A 20049-nucleotide genomic window follows, 5' to 3' on the forward strand; every position below is an offset into this window, starting at 1 on the left:
CACCGCCTAGCATGTCCAGGTGATCGTCGGAGAGGTGCTCGGACTGCTCGGCGTCGGTGTGGTGGCCGGCGTGGTGAGCACGGTCGTGAGCCTCGCGTCGGTCGTCTCCTACCCGGCGCTGCTGGCGTTCGGCCTGCCCCCGCTGACCGCGAACGTCACCAACACCGTCGCCCTGGTCTTCACCGGCATCGGCGCCGCGGCGGGCTCGCGGCCCGAACTGGCCGGTGAGGGCGGCCGGATGCTCCGCCTCGGCCCGGTGGCCGCGATCGGCGGCGCGACGGGCGCGTTCCTGCTGCTGGTGACCCCTGCCGAGACGTTCGAGCTGATCGCGCCGTGGCTGATCGCGATGGCCTCGCTGCTGCTGGCCCGCCCGCCGTCCGGCCGGGCGGACGGCGAGCACGGGCTGGCGGCGCGGGTGGGGCTGTTCGCCGTGACGATCTACGTCGGCTATTTCGGCGCGGCCGGAGGCCTGATGGTGTTCGCCGTGCTGGCCGCCACGTTCGCCCAGCCCGCGGCCAAGCTCAACGCGATGAAGAACGTGCTGTCCGGGCTGGCGAACGCGGTGGCGGCGCTCGGGTTCGCGCTGTTCGGCCCGGTGGACTGGGGTGCGGCGGCGCCGCTGGCGGCCGGGTTCCTGCTCGGCGGATGGACCGGCCCCAAGATCGCCCGCAGGATGCCGGGCTCGGGGCTGCGGTACCTGGCGGCGGCCTGCGGGCTGGCCGTGGCGATCAAGCTGGGCTGGGATTCGTACGTGACCTGACCGGGACGCCCGCCCGTTCCTTCGCGAGCGCGGCGAACCTGCCGGTGACCCGGCGCCAGACGGGCGTGGACACCGGCTCGTCCGCCACCGCCCGCTCGTAGACCTCTCCGGGGTCGAACCCCTCGGCCCGCCACTCACGGATGCGCGCGGGCGTCACCTCCGGGTGGAACTGCACGCCCCACGCCCGCTCGCCCACCCGGAACGCCTGGTACGGGCACGCCGCCGTCTCGGCCAGGTGCACGGCCCCCTCGGGCAGCCCGGTGACGGCGTCCTTGTGGTGCTCGACGGCGGGAACCACCGGGGGCAGGTCGTGGAAGAGCGGGTCGGTGGCGGCCTCGGGCCGGATCGTGACCGGGACGCTGCCGTTCTCGGGCGCTCCGGTGTCGCCGGTCACCACGCCTCCCGCCACCTCGGCTATGAGCTGGCCGCCCAGGCAGATCCCGAAGAACGGCACGCCGTCCGCCAGCGCCTGGGCCGCCAGCCGCCGGGTGCCGGCCAGCCACGGCGCCCTGTCGTCCTCGCTGGGCAGGTAGCCCCCGCCCAGCACGATCATGGCGTCGTGCTCCAGGCGGCCGGGCAGGGGAGCGCCGTCGTGGGCGTGCACGACGTCCAGCTTCAGTCCGGCGTCCTCAAGCCATCCGCCCACGCGGCCGGGGCCGCCGCTGCGGCTGTTCTGGACGATCAGGACATCACCCATCGTGGGCCTCCGCTGGGGTTCGCGAACATGGCGTGGAAGCATGGCGTGGAAGCATGGCGTGGAAGCACGGCGTGGAAGGGACCGGGGTCACGGCAGGTTAGCGGCCCTGGCGGTGTGGCGGAGCAGGAGGGCGGTCGTCACCGGCCCCACGCCGCCGGGCACCGGGGTGAGCGCGCCGGCCACGGCGGCGACCTCGTCGGAGGCGACGTCGCCGGTCAGCCCGCCGTCCTCGGTGGGGTTGGTGCCGACGTCGATCACCACCGCGCCGGGGGCGACGTGCGCGGCGCCGATCAACCCGGCTCGGCCTGCCGCGGCGACCAGCACCTCGGCCGTGGAGGTGACGGAGGCCAGGTCGCGGGTGCGCGAGTGGCAGACGGTGACGGTGGCGTTCCGGTCGAGCAGCAGGTGCGCCAGCGGCTTGCCCACCACGGTGGAACGGCCCACCACCACGGCGTGCCGCCCCTCCAGTTCCACCTCGTGGTGGTCGAGCAGCGCCATCACGGCGGCCGCCGTGGCGGGCGGGAACGCGGGCAGTCCCGCCGCCAGCCGGCCGAGCGAGAGCGGGTTGGCGCCGTCGACGTCCTTGCGCGGGTCGATCGCGCCGGCCAGCTCCTGCGCCGAAGCGCCCTCCGGCAGGGGTGTCTGCATCATCACGGCGTGCACGCCGGCGTCCGTGCTGAGCCGGGTCAGCGTCTCGCCGATCTGGTCGGAGGTCGCGCCGGGGCCCAGGTCGACCAGGTCGCAGGCGATGCCCACGCCGACCGCCGCCTTGGCGATCGAGCGGACGTACCACAGGCTCGCCTCGTCGGCCGTGGCCACCACCACCGCCAGGCGCGGCTGCGGGCCGGCGGCCGCCTCGGCCTGCGTCCGGGCGCGGATGGCGGCGGCCAGGTCCTTGCCCGGCAGCGCCTTCACGGGTTGACCTCCTCGCGTACGGAGGCGGTCACGGCGCCGGCTCTGGCGATGGTCGCGTCGACGCCGGACAGGCGGCCGGTCAGCTCATGGCGTGCCCGCTCGTCCTCGATGCCGCTCAGGTTGACCTCGACGTTCACCCTGGCGGTGGAGAGCGCGGCGCGCGCGGCGTCCGCGGCGGCGGCCACGTCGGTGACGAGGTTGCGGTTGGCGACGGGCAGCAGCACCTCGCACAGCTCGACGACGCGCGTGGCCGTCTCGGCCACGCGGGCGGGCGGCTCGGCGGCGGCGGCCAGCGCCCTGGCGATGGCCGCGCTGCGCTCCTCTCCCTTGGGCAGGCGGTAGGCGTCGGTGACCGCGGTGAAGGTCGCGGCGTCCTCCTCGGCCAGCTTCAGTGCCTGCCCCCGCAGGGCGTCGGTCTCGGCGATCACGCCGGCGACGGTGCCGGCGTGATCGGCGTACTTCTCGCCGGTGGTGTAGCGGGCCACCATGCCGAGCAGCGCGGCGGCCTGGGCCGCGTGCAGGGCCGCGGTCGCGCCGCCGCCGGGTGCGGGCACCCTGTCGGCCAGCTCGGTCAGGAAGTCGACGATCTTAGAGTCGCGCATGGCGGCATTCTGCCAGGCCGTGCCCGGCTCATTCGCGGAACATCGGCCGCGTGGTGTCGCCGGGGCCGCTCTGCGGCGGGTAGGCGGGGCCGCTCTGCGGCGGGTACGGGTCCTGGGCGGGGCCGTACGCGTGACCGTAATCGAGGCCGTGCTCGAGGTGGTGGTCGGGAGGTGGTGGCCGGTGGGCGGCCCGCCACCTCGACGGGAACATGGAGACCACCAGCGTCGTGATGCCGAGGAAGAGCAGCAGGCAGGAGTAGGCCAGGGTCTGGTAGCCGATCCCGACGGTGTCGGGCAGCCACTGGCTCGGCAGGAGCCGCTGGCGGGTGAACATCTCCAGGAGGGGCAGGACACCCAGCGCGGTGAACATGAGGCCCCCGAGCAGCGACGCCACCGGCGACAGGCGGGAGCCGACCAGGAAGGCGAGCGCGATCGCCGACACGGCGATGACGACCAGCCCGAGCCAGGAGAGCTCGTACGCGACCCTCAGACGCGTCGCGAAATCGCCGACTCCGAACGACAGTCCGACGGCGATCAGCGGAGGCAGGAGCAGCCCGGCGACCACTCCGAGACCATGACGGGCACCGTTTGACATGTTAAAACCCCGTTTGTTCGGCTCTGTCCCAAGCTACCGTGCGGCATCCGTCCGCGTGAGGGGCCCCTCGGCTTCTCCCGTGGACGTTCCTGCGAAATCGCTGTGAAGCCCGCCGGCGGCCGTTGCCCGCCTGGGCGTGCGCGGGCATCGTGGGCCGCATGAGATCCGCGATCCTGAAGACCGCACTCAGCGCCCTGGCCGCCCTCCTCGTGGGCGGTGTCCCCGCGCAGGCCACGGGCAAGCCCGACACGTTCGACCTGCCCGACGGGTTCCAGCCCGAGGGCATCGCGATCGGGCCGGGACCGTACGCCTACTTCGGCTCCCGCGCGACCGGTGACATCTACCGGGCCGACCTGCGCACCGGGAAGGGGTCCGTCGTCAGCAAAGGGCCGGGCACGCCGTCGCTCGGTCTCGAGACGGACGGGCGGCGGCTGTTCGTGGCCGGAGGGACGGGCGGCGACGCCCGGGTGGTCGACCTGCGCACGGGCAAAGTGATCAGGTCGTACACGCTGGCCACCGGCGAGTCGTTCGTCAACGACGTCATCCTCACCCGCGGCGCCGCCTACTTCACCGACCCCACCAACCCGGTGCTCTACAAGCTGGAGCTCGGGCGCGGCGGCGCGCTCCCCGCCAAGGCCGTCAAGATCCCGCTCAAGGGCGACATCGAGTACGGCACCGGCATCAACGCGAACGGCATCGCCCCCAGCCCCCACCGCAGGTCACTGCTGATCGTCCAGTCGAACACCGGCAAGCTGTTCGAGGCCGACCCGTCCTCCGGCGCCACCACGGAGGTGGACCTGGGCGGCGAGGCGCTCGCCAACGGCGACGGCCTGCTCCTGTCAGGCCGCACCCTGTACGCCGTGCTCAACCGGCTCAACACGGTCGCCGCCGTCGAACTGGCGCGCGACGCCTCGTCCGGCAAGATCGTCAAGCGGCTGACCGACCCCCGCTTCGACGTGCCCACGACGGTCGCCGCCCACGGCCACCGGCTCTACCTGCCCAACGCCCGCTTCACCACGACGCCGACGCCGGAGACACCGTACACGGTGGTCGCCGTCAAGCGCTGAGAAGGACCTCGGGGGGCGCGGCCGCTCCGCGCTCCCGAGGTGGTCAGCGGACCTGGCCGTTCGCCGGGCGCAGGGCCGCGAGCTGCTGCTCGAACGGGACGACCTCCTCGGCGTCGTCCCGCCGGGGCGCGCGGCTCTCCATGAGCCCGGCCAGCTCGTCCGCCGCGCGGGCGACGCGCTCGCCGAGGCCGTCGGTGAAGGCGTCGCCACCGCCGCCCCAGTCCTCCGACGCCGCGTAGACGGCCGTCGGGACGGCGATCGCGCGCAGGTAGGCGAACAGCGGCCGCAGCGCGTGCTCCAGCGCCAGCGAGTGGCGGGCGGTGCCGCCGGTGGCGGCGATGAGCACGGGCTTGCCCTCCAGCGCGGTGTTGTCGATCACGTCGAAGAAGCTCTTGAACAGGCCGCTGTACGAGCCGCTGAAGATCGGCGTGACCGCGATGAGCCCGTCGGCCTCCGTCACCTCCTCGATCGCCCCCCGGAGCCGGGCGTTGGGGAAGCCGGCCACGAACGCGCCGGCGACGTCCACGGCCAGCTCGCGCAGCTCGATCACGCGTACGTCCACCGGCTCCGCCCGCTCCTCCAGCCGCCGGCGCGCCGCCTCGGCGAGGCGGTCGGCGAGCAGGCGGGTGGAGGAGGGCTGCGTCAGTCCGGCCGTGACGATGGCGAGCTTCATGTACGTCGGTCCTTCCAGAAGTCCTTCGGGGAATCGGGGTCAGGCGGTGACGGGCGCGCCGGAGTCCTTCGCCGCGAGCAGGGAGGCGTGGGTCGGGGCGCCGGGCACCTCGGCGGGGCGGCCCTTGGCGAACTCCTCGCGCAGCACCGGCACGACCTCCTCGCCGAGGAGGTCGATCTGCTCCAGCACCGTCTTCAGCGGCAGACCCGCGTGGTCCATGAGGAACAGCTGCCGCTGGTAGTCGCCGAAGTGCTCCCTGAACTCCAGCGTCCTGTCGATGACCTGCTGCGGGCTGCCCACCGTGAGCGGCGTCTCCGCGGTGAACTCCTCCAGCGACGGCCCGTGGCCGTACACGGGGGCGTTGTCGAAGTACGGGCGGAACTCCCGCACCGCGTCCTGCGAGTTCCTGCGCATGAACACCTGGCCGCCCAGCCCGACGATGGCCTGCTCGGGCGTGCCGTGGCCGTAGTGGGCGTAGCGCTGCCGGTAGAGGTTGATCAGGCGGATGAAGTGCTCCTTCGGCCAGAAGATGTTGTTGGCGAAGAAGCCGTCGCCGTAGTAGGCGGCCTGCTCGGCGATCTCGGGGGTGCGGATCGAGCCGTGCCACACGAACGGCGGCACCCCGTCGAGCGGGCGCGGCGTCGAGGTGAAGCCCTGCAGCGGGGTGCGGAAGCGGCCCTCCCAGTCGACGACGTCCTCGCGCCACAGCCGGTGCAGCAGCGCGTAGTTCTCGATGGCCAGCGGGATGCCCTGCCGGATGTCCTGGCCGAACCACGGGTAGACCGGGCCGGTGTTGCCCCGGCCCATCATGAGGTCCACCCGGCCGTCGGCCAGGTGCTGCAGCATGGCGTAGTCCTCGGCGATCTTCACCGGGTCGTTGGTGGTGATCAGCGTCGTGGCCGTGGACAGGATCAGCCGTTCCGTCCTGGCGGCGATGTAGCCGAGCATGGTGGTCGGCGAGGACGGCACGAAGGGCGGGTTGTGGTGCTCACCCGTCGCGAACACGTCGAGGCCGGCCTCCTCGGCCTTGAGCGCGATCGTCACCATCGCCTTGATGCGCTCGCGCTCGGTCGGCGTCCGGCCCGTGGTGGGGTCGGTGGTCACGTCGCCCACGCTGAAGATCCCGAACTGCACTTTAGTCACCGTCCATGACTGTTGAACATTTGACAATAAGGGTAGCGCCGAAGCCCGTCCCGATATTCCATCATCCGCCATCGGCCGCGGACGAGCCGTGGGCACGGGAGGCCGGGTCAGAGCGCGTTGATGTCGGCGGGCCCGAGCACCCGCCGGGGCGCGCCGCGCTCGGCGACCGTGATCATCGCCCGGCCGATCTGCCCGGGCGTGGTCGCCGTCGCGGGGAGGACCCTCCGCAGGACGGGATAGAGCGGCCGGACGACGATGTACGCCAGCCGGTGGAGCCCGGTCCTCGCCGTGACGCCGCCTTCCGGCCGGACCGGGCCCGGCCGGAACACGTAGGACCGCAACGGCAGCGCGAGCAGCGCCTCCTCGGCCGCGCGGTCGACCCTGGCCCCCGACACGTACACGAAGGCCGAACCGGGGTTGAGCCGCGCGAGCGTCTCGCCCGCGGCGCGCGGGCGTCCCGGGCCGCCCGGGCAGAAGAAGCACGCGTCGTGGCCGCGGAGCCCGGCCTCGACCGGCGCCAGGTCGAGCAGGTCGGCGCGCACGATCTCGCGCAGCCTGTCATGGACGACCCCCGTCGGGGCGGGGCCGACCGCGAGCACCGCGGTCACCCGGTCGTCGAGCAGGCACTGGCGGAGCACCCCGCGCCCGACCGTCCCGGCCGCCCCGAACAGGATCACCTTCACGCCTGGCTCGCCCCCCGCTCCGGCCTCGACCCCGGTGGCTCCCTAGTTTCTCATCGGGTCCGGGCGGATCTCGGTGAAGAGCCTGAGCCTGGCCTGCCGCAGCCGGTGCCGGGCTTCGGGCGGCCAGCGCAGCGCCAGTGACGGCAGCCGCGTTTCCAGCACGATCTTCAGGTACGGGCGGCCGGAGCGCCCTCCGGGCACCTCCGCGCACACGCCTGACACGCGCCCGAAGGCCTGCCGCCGCCCCAGCCGCAGGGTGCCCTGCCCGCTGACCTCCTGCGGCAGCCGGCCCGCACCGAGTTCCACCGCCTCCCACACCAGCTCTTCGCGGTCGGGCAGCGGCAGCGGGAATCTCAGCGCGAAGCCGGCCAGCGAACCGGCCGGCCGCAGGTAGATCGAGCCGTGGAACGACGGGAGCGTGCGCAGGAGTCGCGGGCCCGTCGAGATCAGCCCTTCGCTGGCGCCGACGTCGATCCGCAGGGATTCCGGGTCGGCGTAGGAGGCGTCCGGAGTGGGCGGCAAGGGGAATCACCTCGTACAGGAAGCTCGGCTGAGAACGGGTCTATCCATAAGACGCATTACGCCGCGCATATGTGACAAAGGGCCCGTTACGGGGGCGAAGGCGCGCCCGAGGATCACCGTTCCTGGTCGGTGACCCAGATGGCGATCTGGGTGCGGGAGGTGAACCCGAGCTTGGTCAGGATGTGCTCGACGTGCCCCTCGGCGGTGCGCTGCGCGATCACCAGGGTGGCGGCGATCTCCTTGTTGCTCATGCCCTGGGCCACGAGGCGGGCGATCTCCATCTCGCGACGCGTCAGCGGCTGCGCCGACGCGGCCCTGTGTGGTTGGGACGCGCCGGGCCGGGACGCACCGGCGCGGGGCGCGCCTTCCCGGGGCGGATGTTCTTCCAGGACGTACGCGAGCGCCTCGTCGTAGGAGAGCCGGGACCCCCGCCTGACGGCCTCCTCGAAGTCCGCCTCGTCGAGCGCCTCGCGGGTGCGCGCCTCGGAGTCGTCGTAGTGGCGCAGGACGTAGACGTATTCGAGCGGCATGACGTCGATCATCCGGCGGACGGTCCTGAGCGTGCCCAGCAGCACGGCCGCCCGCTCGTGCCGCCCCTCGGTGGCGGCGATCCACGCCAGCACCTCCATGTTGAACCTGACGCCCAGCAGGTCGTCGATGGTCCGCTGGAACCGCAGGCTCTCCTTCGCGTACGCCGCCGCCCGCCGGGTGTCGCCGTGCCGGCAGGTCTCCACGCCGAGCGCCAAGTGCGCGTAGGACCTGACCCAGCGTTCGCCGTGGGTGTCGCAGAGGACGACGCACTGCTCGCCCGCGGAGAGGGCGCCTGCCGAGTCGCCCCGCAAGGAGCGGGCCAGGCAGGTCCAGACGAGGGAGAGCGCGAGCCCCATGGGGTCGCCCACCGCCCGGTGCAGGGCCCCGGCCCTTTCGTAGCAGGTGACGGCTGACCCGGGGTCGCCCCGGTACATCTTGATCATGCCGGAGCAGAGCGTCGCGTACGCCTGCGCCGACTCGTCGCCGAGCCTCGCGCCGATCGCCCCGGCCTCGCGCAACATCGTCTCGGCGGAGTCGACGTCGGCCTGGATGATGGACAGCCACGCGCGGGACCACAGGGCCCTGGCGTACACCTCGTCCTGTTCGCCGGCCGCGGCCAGCCCTCGGTCCAGCCAGTCGCAACCCTCGCCCAGGTAGGCTCCGGCCGCCCACTGGTGGAACAGGTCGGCGGCCATGGCCAGGCCGGTCGGGGCCTCCTGGGGGTCGGCGAAGCAGTACTCGAGAGCCCGGCGCAGGTTGGCGTGGTGGGCTCGCAGCCTGGCGGACCAGGTCACCAGCGAGGGCCCGAAGACGTTGGCGCGGTATCCGGCCGCGAGGCCGCGGAAGTAGTCGCGGTGCCGCCGACGCAGCGCCGCCTCCTGGCCCAGTGCGACGAGCCGCTCGCGGCCGTACTGCCTGATCGTCTCCAGCAGCCGGTAGCGGACGGCCGGCGCCGCGGGGGAGCGGTCGTCGCGGACCAGCACCGACTTGTCGATCAGCCCCGTCACGAGATCGATGACCTCGTCGCGGTCGATGCCGTCGCCGGAGCACACCGCCTCGGCCGCCTCCAGGTCGAGACCGCCGGCGAACACGGAGGCGCGGGCCCACAGCAGCTGTTCCTTCTCGGTGCACAGGCCGTGGCTCCAGTCGATCAGCGCCCGCAGCGTCTGCTGCCGCGGCAGCACCGCCCGCCTTCCCGCGGTGAGCAGCTGGAACCGGTTGTCCAGGCGGGCCATCAGCTGCTCGATGGAGAGCGACCGCAGGCGCGCGGCCGCCAGCTCGATCCCGAGCGGGATGCCGTCCAGGTGGCGGCAGATCCGCTCGATGACCTCACGGTTGGACTCGGTGACGGCGAAGCCGGGCAGCACGGCCGTGGCGCGGTCGGCGAACAGCCGCACCGCGTCCGGGTGGGTGGTGAAGGAGCCCCCGCGCGGTCCCGGGAGGTCCGGCTCAGGCAGCGACAACGTCGGCACGGCCAGCACCTGCTCTCCCTCGATGCCCAGCGCCTGCCGGCTGGTGGCGAGGATACGCAGGCCGGCGATGGAGCGAACCATCGTCTGGGCGATCAGGGCGCATTCGTCCAGGAGGTGCTCGCAGTTGTCGAGGACCACGAGAATCTGATGGTCCTGCAGCCGCTCGATGAGCGTGTCCATCGGCGGGCGCGAGGACTGGTCCCGGATCTCCAGGGCGCTGATCAGCGCCCTGGGCAGGAGCGCCGGGCTCTCCAGCCCGGCCAGCTCGACCAGGAAGACACCGTCGCGGAAGGCCGGCCGGACCTCCGCGGCGACCCGTAGGGCCAGCCGGGACTTGCCGACGCCCCCGACGCCCGTCAGCGTCACCACCCTGGCCGCGCCGAGGACTCGCCGGACCTCGGCCACTTCGTGCCGGCGCCCCACGAAACTCGTCACCTCGACCGGCAGCCGTGACACCGGGCGCCGCTTGTTGAGGGTCGTCACCACAGTCACCATTGCCTCGAAAAGGGTTGCGCCAGCGGATCAGGCTGCCCCATAAGGACCAGACATAACCACGTTATGTGCCGGCCGATTCAGAGGCTGTCTCCGGCGCGGTGAGATGGCCGTTGCCGCTCGCCGGCTCGTCCAGGGGCGCGGCGCTCCTTCCCCCAGCCGGGGGAGGCGGCGCGGCGGCGCCTTTCCTAGCGTGGTGCGGCGTGATGAGAGCTCTCCGGACCGGGCCACCGCGTCCGTGACGCACCCGATGCGGCTCACCCACGACACCACACATGACACGTTCAGGGGGTCTTCCATGAGATCGAGCACGTACAGGACGCGCCGTGCGTGGCGCCTCGTCCCCGTGGCCGCGCTGGCCCTGGCACTCGTGCCGGCGGCGCAGAGCGGCGCCGCGACGGGCACGCGCGCGGATCTGCAGCGCTCACTTGACGCCATCGTCGAGGCGGGGGCGGTCGGCGCGCAGGCGGAGGTGGTCGACGCGCGGGGGCGGTGGCGCGGCGTCAGCGGCACCGCCGAGCTGGGCGGGCGGCGGCCCGTGCCCGCGCGGGGCCGCTTCCGCATCGGCAGCACCACCAAGACGTTCACCGCCACCGTCCTGCTCCAGCTCGTGGCGGAGCGGCGCGTCGGCCTGGACGACCCGATCGAACGGCACCTGCCCCGCCTGGTGCCCGGCGGCCGCGACATCACCGTCCGCCAGCTGCTCAACCACACCTCCGGGCTGCGCGAATACCTGGAGGACACCGAGGCGCTGCCCATGAAGGGCGAGCGATTTCTCACCAAGGTGCGCTTCGCCACGTACACGCCGGAGCGCCTCGTACGCATGGCCACCGGCCGCCCGCCGTATTTCCCGCCCGGGACCGGCTGGCACTACTCCAACACCGACTATGTCCTGGCCGGCCTCATCATCGAGAAGGTCACCGGGCACACCTACGCGGAGGAGGTCGAGCGGCGCGTCCTCCGGCCGCTACGGCTCAGGCACACGTCCGTCCCCGGCACGCGGACGGCGACCCCGGACCCCACGCCCATGGCTACCTCAAGGTCGCCGAACCCGGCGGGGGCGTACGATCCGCTGACGTCACGCGCCTCAACCCGTCCTGGGCCGGAGCCGCCGGTGAGATCATCTCGACCACCGGTGACCTCAACCGCTTCTTCGCCGCCCTGCTCGGTGGAGAGCTGCTCCCGCCTCAGCAACTGGCGGCCATGAAGACCACCGTCGCGACCGGGAGCCCCGACGGCGGCAGGGACGGTCTGGGCCTGATGCGGCTGACCCTGCGGTGCGGGATGACGGCGTGGGGCAAGGACGGCGGCATCCAGGGCTTCTCCACCCAGTCGCTGCACTCCGAGGACGGGCGGAGGCATGTGTCCCTGTCGGTCACGCACCGCGACTTCTTCGGTGCGGACTACCAGCGGGTGATCGGCGCCCTGCAGCAGGCCGCGACCGCCGCCCTCTGCGGACGGCAGGCGTGAGAACGTCCTGGCGGCGGCACGCCCTGCCCAGGCGAGGCCTCGGTAACGCGCGGACGGCGCAACGCCGCCCCATGATGCCTGGTGGACGATACTGGGATTGAACCAGTGACCTCTTCCGTGTCAGGGAAGCGCTCTCCCGCTGAGCTAATCGTCCTTGCGTGGCGAGGAGACGCAGGTCACCGCCCCACCTCTCGGGCACGCCACCGAGCCACAAGCTCCGAGCGGAAGACGGGATTCGAACCCGCGACCCTCACCTTGGCAAGGTGATGCTCTACCACTGAGCCACTTCCGCGTGTGCCCCGCTCGCGCCGGGCGACGAGAGAACTCTAGCGAATCCCGGCCTGGTCCCCAAACTGAGGAGATCCGCCCAGGTCAGGTGTGGCCGCCGTTGACGGTGAGGCACTGCCCGGTGACGAAGGCGGCGCCGTCGGAAGCGAGGTAGGACACCGCCGCCGCCACGTCGCCGGGCGTGCCCATCCGGCCCAGCGGCACCTCGGCGCGGTAGCCGCTCTCGTCGAGGCCCGCGTGCCGCTCGACCGGGATCCAGCCGGGGGCGACGATGTTGACCGTGACGCCGTACGGGCCGAGCTCGCGGGCCCACGCCAGGGTCATCGCGTGCTGGGCGCTCTTGGCGGCGATGTAGGCGGACATGCCGGGCAGCTTGCGGTCGACGATGTCGGAGCCGATCTGGATGACGCGGCCGCCGCCGCGTTCCTTCATCCCGGGCAGCACCGCCCGTACGAGCAGGGTGGGGCTCTTGACGAAGAACGTCAGCTGGTCGAGCTGCGACTGCCAGGTGAGGTCCTCGACGGCGACGGAGGGCTGCGGGCCGGTCGCGTTGGCCACCAGCACGTCCACCGGGCCCAGCCGTTCGGCGACGGCGGCCACCAGGTCCGTGACCCCGGCCTCGTCGGTGACGTCGGCGGCGAACGCCGCCGCGGTGCCGCCCGCCTCCCGTACGGCGGAGACGACGTCCTGGGCGCCTGCGCCGTTGGAGCGGTAGTTGACGGCGACGGCCAGGCCGTCGGCGGCGAGCCTGCGCGCGATGACGGCTCCGAGGCCGCGCGACGCGCCGGTGACGAGGGCGACTGACATGGGCCCGACTCTAGTGGCCGGGCTCGTCGTCACCTGAGCCGGAGGCCCGCGGGATGCGGCCCTTCGGTCTCCAGGCGGTACTCCATGCCGGTGATGGCACGGTTGTCGTCGACGACCCGCTCGGAAGGCGCCTTCTCGCCGCCCATGATCGCCTCCTGCATCTTCTCGAAGCGTTCGTGCGCCTCCTGCACGTAGCCGGTGCCCAGGGTGGTGTGGTCGATCCGGGTGGCGAGGAGATCGCGGACGTACTGCTTGTTCGGCTCGAACGTCACCGGCGGCGGCAGCGCGGGCGCGAGCACCTGGTCGGGGTCGCGGCCGTCGTGCCGCTTGAACAGCTCGGCCGCCAGCCGCAGGTGCTCCAGTTCCATGTTGAGGTGGAGCTCCCAGATGTTCTTCACCTTGGGGTCGGACTCGGTCTCCATGAAGGAGTAGTAGAGGTAGCACTCGTTGTACTCGTGGTTGAGCAGCATCTCCCACCAGCTCTCGCCGGGGTCGACCAGCGACTCGTAGTGGGTGACGTGTTCCTCCTCGACGAGGCCGATCTCCTGGTAGAGCTGCCGGGCGATGGGCTCCATGTACATCGGGCCGACGTTCATGTAGAAGTTCATGGTCTGCTGCTCGGCCGACATGACGGTCAGCGCGTGCAGCCGCGACAGCGGCTCGGTCCTGCGCCGGTCGTAGGGCTCGCGGACGTTGTCGACGGGGTCGCGGTGGTGCAGGTAGGTCGGCCGGCCGGGCATCACCTCGGTGAGCTGGTCGACGATCTTCTCGGCCTTGCGGTGCTCGATCATCTCGTAGAGGTTGGCGTAGCGGTAGAGGTGGTCGAAGTCCTCCAGCACGCCGAACTCGTAGGCCTGCCTCAGATACGCGTCCGGCTCCATCCGGGCCACCCACGCGGTCAGGTCGACGGCCACCTGCTCGTACGCGATCGTCGTCTCCAGCACCGAGGCCGATCCGGGCAGCAGCCAGTTGACCGCCTTCTGCTGCTGCGCCTCGATGGAGCGCACGCGAGCGAGCTGCCGCCTGATCTCCTGATCCTGGCAGTGCCGGGCCAGGTGGTGGCTGAACATGATCGCCTCCACCTCGATGCCGTTCATCGTGATGATCCGGCACCGCGTGTACGGATCGCAGCGGTCGGCGTCGATGGGCGTGACGTCCAGCTCGCGCCAGTCACGCACCTGCTCGTCCAGCGGGACGCCCCGCTCCTGCAGTGGGTCGAAGGCCATGCCGCAGCGCGTACCCGTGGCCTGACCTGGCAACCTCCGCGTTCGGTCCCCGAACCGCCCGTGTTCGGTAAGGGGGCGCGTAGCCGCACGGGAGCGGGGGTAGGGGCGCACCCGTGGGTGAACACGATGTCATCGATCTCCTGACGGCCCAGCACGGCCGCATCAGAGACCTGTTCGACGAGGTGGAGAAGGCGCCTCCGGACAAGGTCGAGGAGGCGTTCGACCGGCTGACGCGCATGTTGTGCGTGCACGAGACCGCCGAGGAGGAGATCGTGCACCCGTACGCGCGCAGGAAGCTCGACAACGGCCAGGGCGTGGTGGCCGACCGGCTGCAGGAGGAGAACCGCGCCAAGCGGCTCCTCGTCGAGCTGCACAAGGACGGGGTGGATCATCCGGAGTTCTGGGACCGGCTGGCCGAGCTGCGCACGGCCGTGACCGCGCACGCGCGCAGCGAGGAGCGGTACGAGTTCGTCAAGCTGCGGGCGCACACCTCCATGGTCGAGCGGCGGGCCATGGCGGCGGCGATACGGGCGGCGGAGGCCCTGGCGCCCGTGCGCCCGCACCCCGGCACGGAGACCGTCGCCAGGAACATGCTGGTGGGGACGCCCCTGGCGTTGATGGACCGGGCCCGGGACATGATCGGCAAGGCTCTCGGCAGGCGTTGACGGCACCTTTCGACGACGGGCGAAATGTCGTCGTACTAACGTCGCAGGCATGGAGTTCGTCGCACGTGACGCCGACGTCGCGCCCGTCGCCTCGCTCATCGCCGATCCGACGAGGGCCGCCATGCTCACGGCGCTGCTCGGTGGGCGCGCGCTTGCGGCGGGGGAACTGGCCAGGACCTCCGGGGTGAGCGCCGCCACCGCGAGCGCCCACCTGGCCAGGCTGCTCGACGGCGGGCTGGTGGACGTCGTGCGCCAGGGCCGCCACCGCTACTACCGGCTGTCCGGGCACGAGGTGGCCGAGGTGCTGGAGACGCTGGCCAGGATCAGCGGGCGCCCGCCCGTGCGCTCGCTGCGCCAGTCCCGGCAGGCCCGCCTGCTGGAGGAGGCCCGCACCTGCTACGACCACCTGGCGGGGCGGGCGGGCGTGGCCCTGCTGGACCGGCTGCGGGAAGGCGGCTACTACGCCGCGTACGACCTCACGGACGCGGGGGAGCGGCTGCTGTCGGGGATCGGCGTGGACGTGGCCGGCGCTCGCGGGTCCAGGAGGCGTTTCGCCCCTGAATGTCTCGACTGGACCGAGCGCAGGGCGCATCTGGGCGGTGCGCTCGGGGCGGCGATCACGGGAGTGCTGCTGGAGCGTGGCTGGTTCCGCCGGGGCGCCGTGCCCAGGGCCGTCGTCCTCACCGAGGAGGGCAGGGAGGGGCTGTCGGCGTTGTTCGCTGGTAAGGAGCTAACATCGGGTACGCCGGTTACCTAGCAGCGAGAGAGACACCATGCGCGACAACGGAGTCGTGAACGTCGGCCCTGAGCCCCTGACCTTCCGCGACGTCATCCAGGTGGCCCGCCACGGCGCCCCGGTGCGCCTCACCGACGACGCGGTCGCCGCCATGGCCGCCGCCCGCCAGCGGGTCGACGAGCTCGCCGAGAGCCCGACCCCCGCGTACGGCATCTCGACGGGGTTCGGGGCGCTGGCCACGCGGCACATCGACCCGGCGCTGCGTGCCCAGCTCCAGCGCTCCCTGGTGCGCTCGCACGCGGCCGGCAGCGGGCCCGAGGTCGAGACCGAGGTCGTGCGCGCGCTCATGCTGCTGCGCCTGCACACGCTGGCCACCGGCCACACCGGCATCAGGCCGGTCACGGCGAAGACCCTGGCCGCGCTCATCAGCGCGGGCATCACGCCGGTCGTGCACGAATACGGCAGCCTCGGCTGCTCCGGTGACCTGGCGCCGCTGGCGCACGTCGCGCTCACGCTGACGGGCGAGGGCGTCGTGCGCGACGCCTCCGGCGCGCTGCTGCCGGCCGCCGAGGCGCTCAAGCAGGCCAGGATCGACCCCGTCGAGCTGGCCGCCAAGGAGGGCCTGGCGCTCATCAACGGCACCGACGGCATGCTGGGCATGCTGATCCTGGCCATCGACGACCTCACCAGGCTGGTCAGGACCGCCGACGTGAGCGCCGCGATGAGCGTGGAGGCGCTGCTGGGCACCGACCGGGTGTTCGCGCCCGAGTTGCAGGCGTTGCGACCGCACCCGGGCCAGGCCCTGTCCGCAGCCAACATGACGAAAATCCTGCATGACTCCGGCATCATGGCGAGCCATCGTGACCCGGAGGCCTGCACCCGCGTCCAGGACGCCTACTCCCTGCGCTGCGCACCCCAGGTCGCCGGCGCCGCCCGCGACACCATCGCGCACGCCGCCACCGTGGCGGGGCGCGAGCTGGCCAGCGCCGTCGACAACCCCGCCGTCCTGGCCGACGGCCGCGTCGAGTCCAACGGCAACTTCCACGGCGCCCCGATCGCGTACGTGCTGGACTTCCTGGCCGTCGTGGCCGCCGACCTGGCCTCGATGTCCGAACGGCGTACCGACCGGTTCCTCGACGTGGCCCGCAACCACGGGCTGCCCGCGTTCCTGGCCGACGACCCCGGCGTCGACTCCGGTCACATGATCGCCCAGTACACCCAGGCCGCCATCGTCTCCGAGCTCAAGCGGCTGGCCGTGCCGGCCAGCGTCGACTCCATCCCCAGCTCGGCCATGCAGGAGGATCACGTCTCCATGGGCTGGTCGGCCGCGCGCAAGCTGCGCAGGTCCGTGGACGGGCTGACCCGCGTGCTGGCCGTCGAGGTGCTCACCGCCGCCCGCGCGATCGACCTGCGCGCCCCGCTGGAGCCCGCGCCCGCGACGGCGGCCGTGCTCGGCGCGCTGCGCGAGACCGTCCCCGCCCCCGGCCCCGACCGGTTCCTCGCGCCGGAGATCGATTCCGCCGTGCGCCTGGTCGCCGACGGGGGAGTGGTGGCCGCCGCCGAGTCGGTGACCGGCCCCCTAGCGTGACGGCAGGGCGACGATCAGGTCCACCTCCAGCAGCAACCCCGGCATGAACAGCTTCGACACCTCGACGGTCGTGCTGGCCGGGGGCGTGCCGGTGATGTACTTCCTGCGCACCCGCCCGTACGCCACGCGGTCGTCCATGTCCGTCAGGTACGTCCTGATGAACACCACGTCGTCGAACGTCGCGCCCTGATCGGCGAGGATGCGGGCCACGACCTGGAACACGTGCTCGGCCTGGGCCGTCATGGAGCCCGCGCCGACGATGTTCCCCCGCTCGTCGAACGCGGCCTGGCCGGAGACGTAGAGCGTGTCGCCGGCGCGGACGGCGTGCGAGTACATGCCGTTCGTGGCCGGGACGGTCGCCAGGTTGAGCGGCACCGCCCGCCGCGCGCCGGATCCGGCCGCGGGGCCCGCGACGTGCTCCGCGATGGCGGTGACGTCCCGCTCGCCGAGCCCGGCCGCCCGAGCATCCTGCAGCCGCGTCCTGGCGGCCGCGCTCATCCAGGCCCCGTCCCACGCGGCCAGCTCCAGGTCCTTGGCGGCGTGGGCCAGGGAGTAACGGGTCTCTCCGGAAGGAGCCCTCAGCCGCTCGGCCGCCACGCCCAGCGGGGTGTCCGCCAGCACGTCGACGAGCGCGTCGCGGTCCACGCCGTGCGCGCCGCCGTACGCGAACGTCTCGGCCAGCAGCACCTGGACGGGCACGAGCGCGCTCATGACGGCGATCTTCATGGCCGCGCCCGTCCCCAGCGGGCCGAGCTCCCTGACCCGCCCGAACGCCGACAGCACCTCTCGGCACCCTGCCACGTCGCCGCCGGCCAGCACCGTGAGGGTCCCGGACGCGGCGGGGCCCACGCTCCCCAGCACGGGCGCGTCCACCAGTCCCACCTCCGCCGGCAGCAGCGCGCGCAGCTCGCGCACCGCCTCCGGGCCGATCGTCGACATCTCCACCAGGGTCGTTCCGGGCCGCAGCCCCGGCAGGGCCGCGGTCACCACCTCGCGCACCGCGGCCGGGTCGCTCAGCATCGTGATGACCAGGCCGGCGCCGTCCACCGCCGCGGCGGCCGTGACACCGTTGCCGCGCCGCCACGTCCGTACCTCGTGCCCGGCCTCCACGAGCCGCCGGGCCATCGGCGCTCCCATGCGCCCCTGTCCGAAAAAAGCAATCATGCGCTCAGTGAAGCGGGGAGCGAGGCATTCCACCACCGACTAGATTGCATATCAGCCATGCTTGACACGAATGCCTTTGACGCCGCCACGCTGCGGCTCTTCGACGAGGTCGCGAGGAGCGGCTCGTTCACCGCCGCCGCCGAGCTGTTCGGCTACACCCAGTCCGCGGTCTCCCGCCGCGTCGCCGCGCTGGAACGCGCCGCAGGAGGGCCGCTCTTCGAGCGCCTGGCCAGGGGCGTACGCCTGACGCCCGCCGGCGAGGCGCTGCACCGCCACGCCGTCGCCGTGCTCGACCGGCTCCAGCGGGCGGGCGAGGAACTGACCGCCATCCACGCCGGGCGAGGCGGCGTCCTGCGGGTGGGCGCGTTCGCCACGGCCAACGTCGGCCTCGTGCCCGCCACGCTCAGGCGGTTCGCCGACCGGCACCCGGGCGTCGACCTGCGGCTGACAGAAGGGCTCAGCGCGCGGCTGGTCGACGGGCTGAACGCCGGGACGCTGGACGTGGCCGTGATCAGCGACTACCCCTCCGGGCTGCCCGCCGGCGTCGCCGGCACGGTGCCGCTGCTGGACGACCGGCTGCTCGTCGCGCTGCCCGGAGACCACCGGCTGGCCGCCGAGCATGACGTCGACCTGCGCGACCTGGCCGGGGAGAGCTGGATCGAGGCGGCCCCGCGCGGGCAGCCCACCCTCCTCGTGACGGCGTGCGCGGCGGCCGGGTTCACGCCGCGCACCGGGCTGCGGGTGGCCGAATGGTCGGGCAAGTTCGGCTTCGTCGCCGCCGGGCTGGGCGTGACGCTGGTGCCCGAGCTGGCGGCCAGGGCCGTGCCGCGCGACCTGGTGCTGCGGCCGCTGCGGGGCACGGCGCCCGCGCGCAAGGTGTACGCGGCCCTGCCCGGCACCCCGCTGCCCGCCGCGCTCGAGCTGGCCGGGATGCTGGGAGAATGGCAGATGTGCACGACGGATACGCCTGCTTAGGCGGCGTGCTCGCGACGGAGTTGCGCGACGTGACCACCGACCTCGCCGCCCTCGACGGCCAGGGCTGGTGGGCCGTCGTCGTCGACTACGAGGGCAAGGTGATGTGCGCCCGGTTCGACCGGGTGCGCCGGGCGCCCCTGCCCGCGCCGGCCCGCCCCTGGCACGGGCCCCGCCGAGGCGAGTGGCGTAGCTCGCTCGACCGCGCCGCCTACGAGAGCGGCGTGCGGGCGATCCGCGCCTTCATCGAGCAGGGCGAGGTCTACCAGGCCAATCTCTGCCGGATCCTGTCGGCGCCCGCCCCGCCCGACGCCGACCCGCTCGCGCTGGCCGCCCGCCTGGCGTCCGGCAACCCCGCGCCGCACTCCGCGGTGATCCAGGTGCCCGGGCTGAGCGTGGTGTCGGCCTCGCCCGAGCTCTACCTGTCGCGCGACGGCGACGTCGTGGAGTCCCGGCCCATCAAGGGTACCGGCGTCACCGCGGCCGACCTGCTGGAGAAGGACTACGCCGAGAACGTCATGATCGTCGACCTCGTCCGCAACGACCTCGGCAGGGTCGCCGACGTCGGATCCGTCGAGGTGCCCGCGCTGTGCGCGGTCGAGGAGCACCCCGGCCTCGTCCACCTCGTCTCCACCGTCAGGGCCAGGCTGGCCCCGGGTGCGGGATGGCCCGAGCTGTTCGCCGCGACGTTCCCGCCGGGGTCCGTCACGGGCGCGCCGAAGTCGTCGGCGGTCCGCATCATCAATGAGCTCGAACCAGCCCCCCGGGGCCCGTACTGTGGGGCCGTGGGCTGGGTCGACGCCGACCGGCGCACGGCGGCGCTGGCCGTGGGCATCAGGACGTTCTGGCTCGCGGGCGGCGAGATCCGGTTCGGCACGGGCGCGGGCATCACCTGGGGCAGCGACCCCGGGCGCGAATGGCACGAGACCGAGCTCAAGGCAGCCAGGCTCATCGCACTGGCATCCACAGGAGGAGACTGAA

Annotated in this window: 19 protein-coding genes, 2 tRNA genes and 1 pseudogene; 8 read left to right on the forward strand and 14 right to left on the reverse strand. The window is 72.8% G+C overall.

What is annotated here, in order from left to right:
- Positions 1 to 19 precede the first annotated feature (19 nt).
- Positions 20 to 760, forward strand: coding sequence for a sulfite exporter TauE/SafE family protein (locus ACTWPV_RS27870; RefSeq protein WP_347643890.1), 741 nt, complete (start codon positions 20 to 22; stop codon positions 758 to 760).
- Here the strand turns inward: ACTWPV_RS27870 and ACTWPV_RS27875 are convergent.
- The 4 genes from ACTWPV_RS27875 to ACTWPV_RS27890 all read right to left on the reverse strand — a co-directional run bounded on the left by ACTWPV_RS27875 (position 729) and on the right by ACTWPV_RS27890 (position 3569).
- Positions 729 to 1457 carry a type 1 glutamine amidotransferase gene (locus ACTWPV_RS27875; protein ID WP_443154057.1) on the reverse strand — a complete coding sequence of 243 codons (729 nt, stop codon included), beginning with the start codon at positions 1455 to 1457 and terminating at the stop codon, positions 729 to 731. The genes ACTWPV_RS27870 and ACTWPV_RS27875 overlap by 32 nt on opposite strands.
- 87 nt (positions 1458 to 1544) lie before the next feature.
- Positions 1545 to 2372, reverse strand: a complete 828-nt coding sequence (locus ACTWPV_RS27880) for a bifunctional 5,10-methylenetetrahydrofolate dehydrogenase/5,10-methenyltetrahydrofolate cyclohydrolase (protein ID WP_443154058.1) — start codon at positions 2370 to 2372, stop codon at positions 1545 to 1547.
- The gene (locus tag ACTWPV_RS27885) at positions 2369 to 2974 is read right to left on the reverse strand and encodes a cyclodeaminase/cyclohydrolase family protein (protein WP_443154059.1); all 606 of its coding nucleotides are present in this window, start codon (positions 2972 to 2974) and stop codon (positions 2369 to 2371) included. Before ACTWPV_RS27885 ends, ACTWPV_RS27880 begins: the two co-directional genes overlap by 4 nt.
- 28 nt (positions 2975 to 3002) lie before the next feature.
- Complete coding sequence (locus tag ACTWPV_RS27890; protein ID WP_443154060.1) at positions 3003 to 3569, reverse strand: hypothetical protein; 567 nt, start codon at positions 3567 to 3569, stop codon at positions 3003 to 3005.
- Positions 3570 to 3727: 158 nt separating this feature from the next.
- Here ACTWPV_RS27890 and ACTWPV_RS27895 point away from each other — a divergent pair, with 158 nt between their 5' ends.
- Positions 3728 to 4636 carry a superoxide dismutase gene (locus ACTWPV_RS27895; RefSeq protein WP_443154061.1) on the forward strand — a complete coding sequence of 303 codons (909 nt, stop codon included), beginning with the start codon at positions 3728 to 3730 and terminating at the stop codon, positions 4634 to 4636.
- 43 nt (positions 4637 to 4679) lie between these two features.
- Here the strand turns inward: ACTWPV_RS27895 and ACTWPV_RS27900 are convergent, their stop codons facing one another.
- The 5 genes from ACTWPV_RS27900 to ACTWPV_RS27920 all read right to left on the reverse strand — a co-directional run bounded on the left by ACTWPV_RS27900 (position 4680) and on the right by ACTWPV_RS27920 (position 10143).
- Positions 4680 to 5309 carry an FMN reductase gene (locus ACTWPV_RS27900; protein WP_443154062.1) on the reverse strand — a complete coding sequence of 210 codons (630 nt, stop codon included), beginning with the start codon at positions 5307 to 5309 and terminating at the stop codon, positions 4680 to 4682.
- A gap of 39 nt (positions 5310 to 5348) precedes the next feature.
- Entirely contained in the window at positions 5349 to 6443 is a 1095-nt protein-coding gene (locus ACTWPV_RS27905; RefSeq protein WP_347644345.1) for an LLM class flavin-dependent oxidoreductase, read from the reverse strand.
- 116 nt (positions 6444 to 6559) lie between these two features.
- Positions 6560 to 7135: an epimerase gene (locus ACTWPV_RS27910; protein ID WP_443154063.1), complete on the reverse strand. Its 576-nt coding sequence runs from the start codon at positions 7133 to 7135 to the stop codon at positions 6560 to 6562.
- Positions 7136 to 7177: 42 nt separating this feature from the next.
- A complete protein-coding gene (locus ACTWPV_RS27915; RefSeq protein WP_443154064.1) occupies positions 7178 to 7657 on the reverse strand; it encodes a hypothetical protein in 480 nt (159 codons plus the stop codon).
- Between the two features lie 113 nt (positions 7658 to 7770).
- On the reverse strand, positions 7771 to 10143 hold the full coding sequence (locus ACTWPV_RS27920; RefSeq protein WP_443154065.1) for an ATP-binding protein: 2373 nt from the start codon (positions 10141 to 10143) through the stop codon (positions 7771 to 7773).
- A 307-nt stretch (positions 10144 to 10450) separates the two neighbouring features.
- On the opposite strand from ACTWPV_RS27920, the pseudogene ACTWPV_RS27925 reads away from it, so the two are divergent.
- A pseudogene (locus ACTWPV_RS27925) lies at positions 10451 to 11622 on the forward strand (serine hydrolase domain-containing protein).
- Positions 11623 to 11701: 79 nt separating this feature from the next.
- Here the strand turns inward: ACTWPV_RS27925 and ACTWPV_RS27930 are convergent.
- The 4 genes from ACTWPV_RS27930 to ACTWPV_RS27945 all read right to left on the reverse strand — a co-directional run bounded on the left by ACTWPV_RS27930 (position 11702) and on the right by ACTWPV_RS27945 (position 13943).
- A tRNA-Val gene (locus ACTWPV_RS27930) sits at positions 11702 to 11776 on the reverse strand.
- Between the two features lie 66 nt (positions 11777 to 11842).
- Positions 11843 to 11914 (reverse strand) — tRNA-Gly (locus ACTWPV_RS27935).
- A gap of 80 nt (positions 11915 to 11994) precedes the next feature.
- Entirely contained in the window at positions 11995 to 12717 is a 723-nt protein-coding gene (locus ACTWPV_RS27940) for an SDR family NAD(P)-dependent oxidoreductase (protein WP_443154066.1), read from the reverse strand.
- 29 nt (positions 12718 to 12746) lie between these two features.
- Positions 12747 to 13943, reverse strand: a complete 1197-nt coding sequence (locus ACTWPV_RS27945; protein ID WP_443154067.1) for a hypothetical protein — start codon at positions 13941 to 13943, stop codon at positions 12747 to 12749.
- 113 nt (positions 13944 to 14056) lie between these two features.
- Here ACTWPV_RS27945 and ACTWPV_RS27950 point away from each other — a divergent pair, with 113 nt between their 5' ends.
- From ACTWPV_RS27950 to hutH, 3 genes are read left to right on the forward strand one after another with little or no spacing between them, the layout of a single operon-like run.
- A complete protein-coding gene (locus tag ACTWPV_RS27950) occupies positions 14057 to 14608 on the forward strand; it encodes a hemerythrin domain-containing protein (protein ID WP_443154068.1) in 552 nt (183 codons plus the stop codon).
- A 49-nt stretch (positions 14609 to 14657) separates the two neighbouring features.
- The gene (locus ACTWPV_RS27955; protein WP_443154069.1) at positions 14658 to 15365 is read left to right on the forward strand and encodes an ArsR/SmtB family transcription factor; all 708 of its coding nucleotides are present in this window, start codon (positions 14658 to 14660) and stop codon (positions 15363 to 15365) included.
- 16 nt (positions 15366 to 15381) lie between these two features.
- A complete protein-coding gene (gene hutH / locus ACTWPV_RS27960) occupies positions 15382 to 16932 on the forward strand; it encodes a histidine ammonia-lyase (RefSeq protein ID WP_347643875.1) in 1551 nt (516 codons plus the stop codon).
- Here the strand turns inward: hutH and ACTWPV_RS27965 are convergent.
- Positions 16924 to 18096, reverse strand: a complete 1173-nt coding sequence (locus ACTWPV_RS27965) for a Rid family hydrolase (protein ID WP_443154070.1) — start codon at positions 18094 to 18096, stop codon at positions 16924 to 16926. The two genes, hutH and ACTWPV_RS27965, sit on opposite strands and share 9 nt — an antisense overlap.
- 57 nt (positions 18097 to 18153) lie before the next feature.
- Between ACTWPV_RS27965 and ACTWPV_RS27970 the strand changes: the two genes are divergently transcribed.
- A complete protein-coding gene (locus ACTWPV_RS27970) occupies positions 18154 to 19071 on the forward strand; it encodes a LysR family transcriptional regulator (protein WP_347643873.1) in 918 nt (305 codons plus the stop codon).
- Positions 19038 to 20048: a chorismate-binding protein gene (locus ACTWPV_RS27975; protein WP_443154071.1), complete on the forward strand. Its 1011-nt coding sequence runs from the start codon at positions 19038 to 19040 to the stop codon at positions 20046 to 20048. The genes ACTWPV_RS27970 and ACTWPV_RS27975 overlap by 34 nt, the downstream gene beginning before the upstream one ends.
- The last annotated feature ends 1 nt before the right edge of the window (position 20049 follow it).

The organism is Nonomuraea sp. KM88, from assembly GCF_052245635.1.
Lineage (GTDB): Bacteria > Actinomycetota > Actinomycetes > Streptosporangiales > Streptosporangiaceae > Nonomuraea.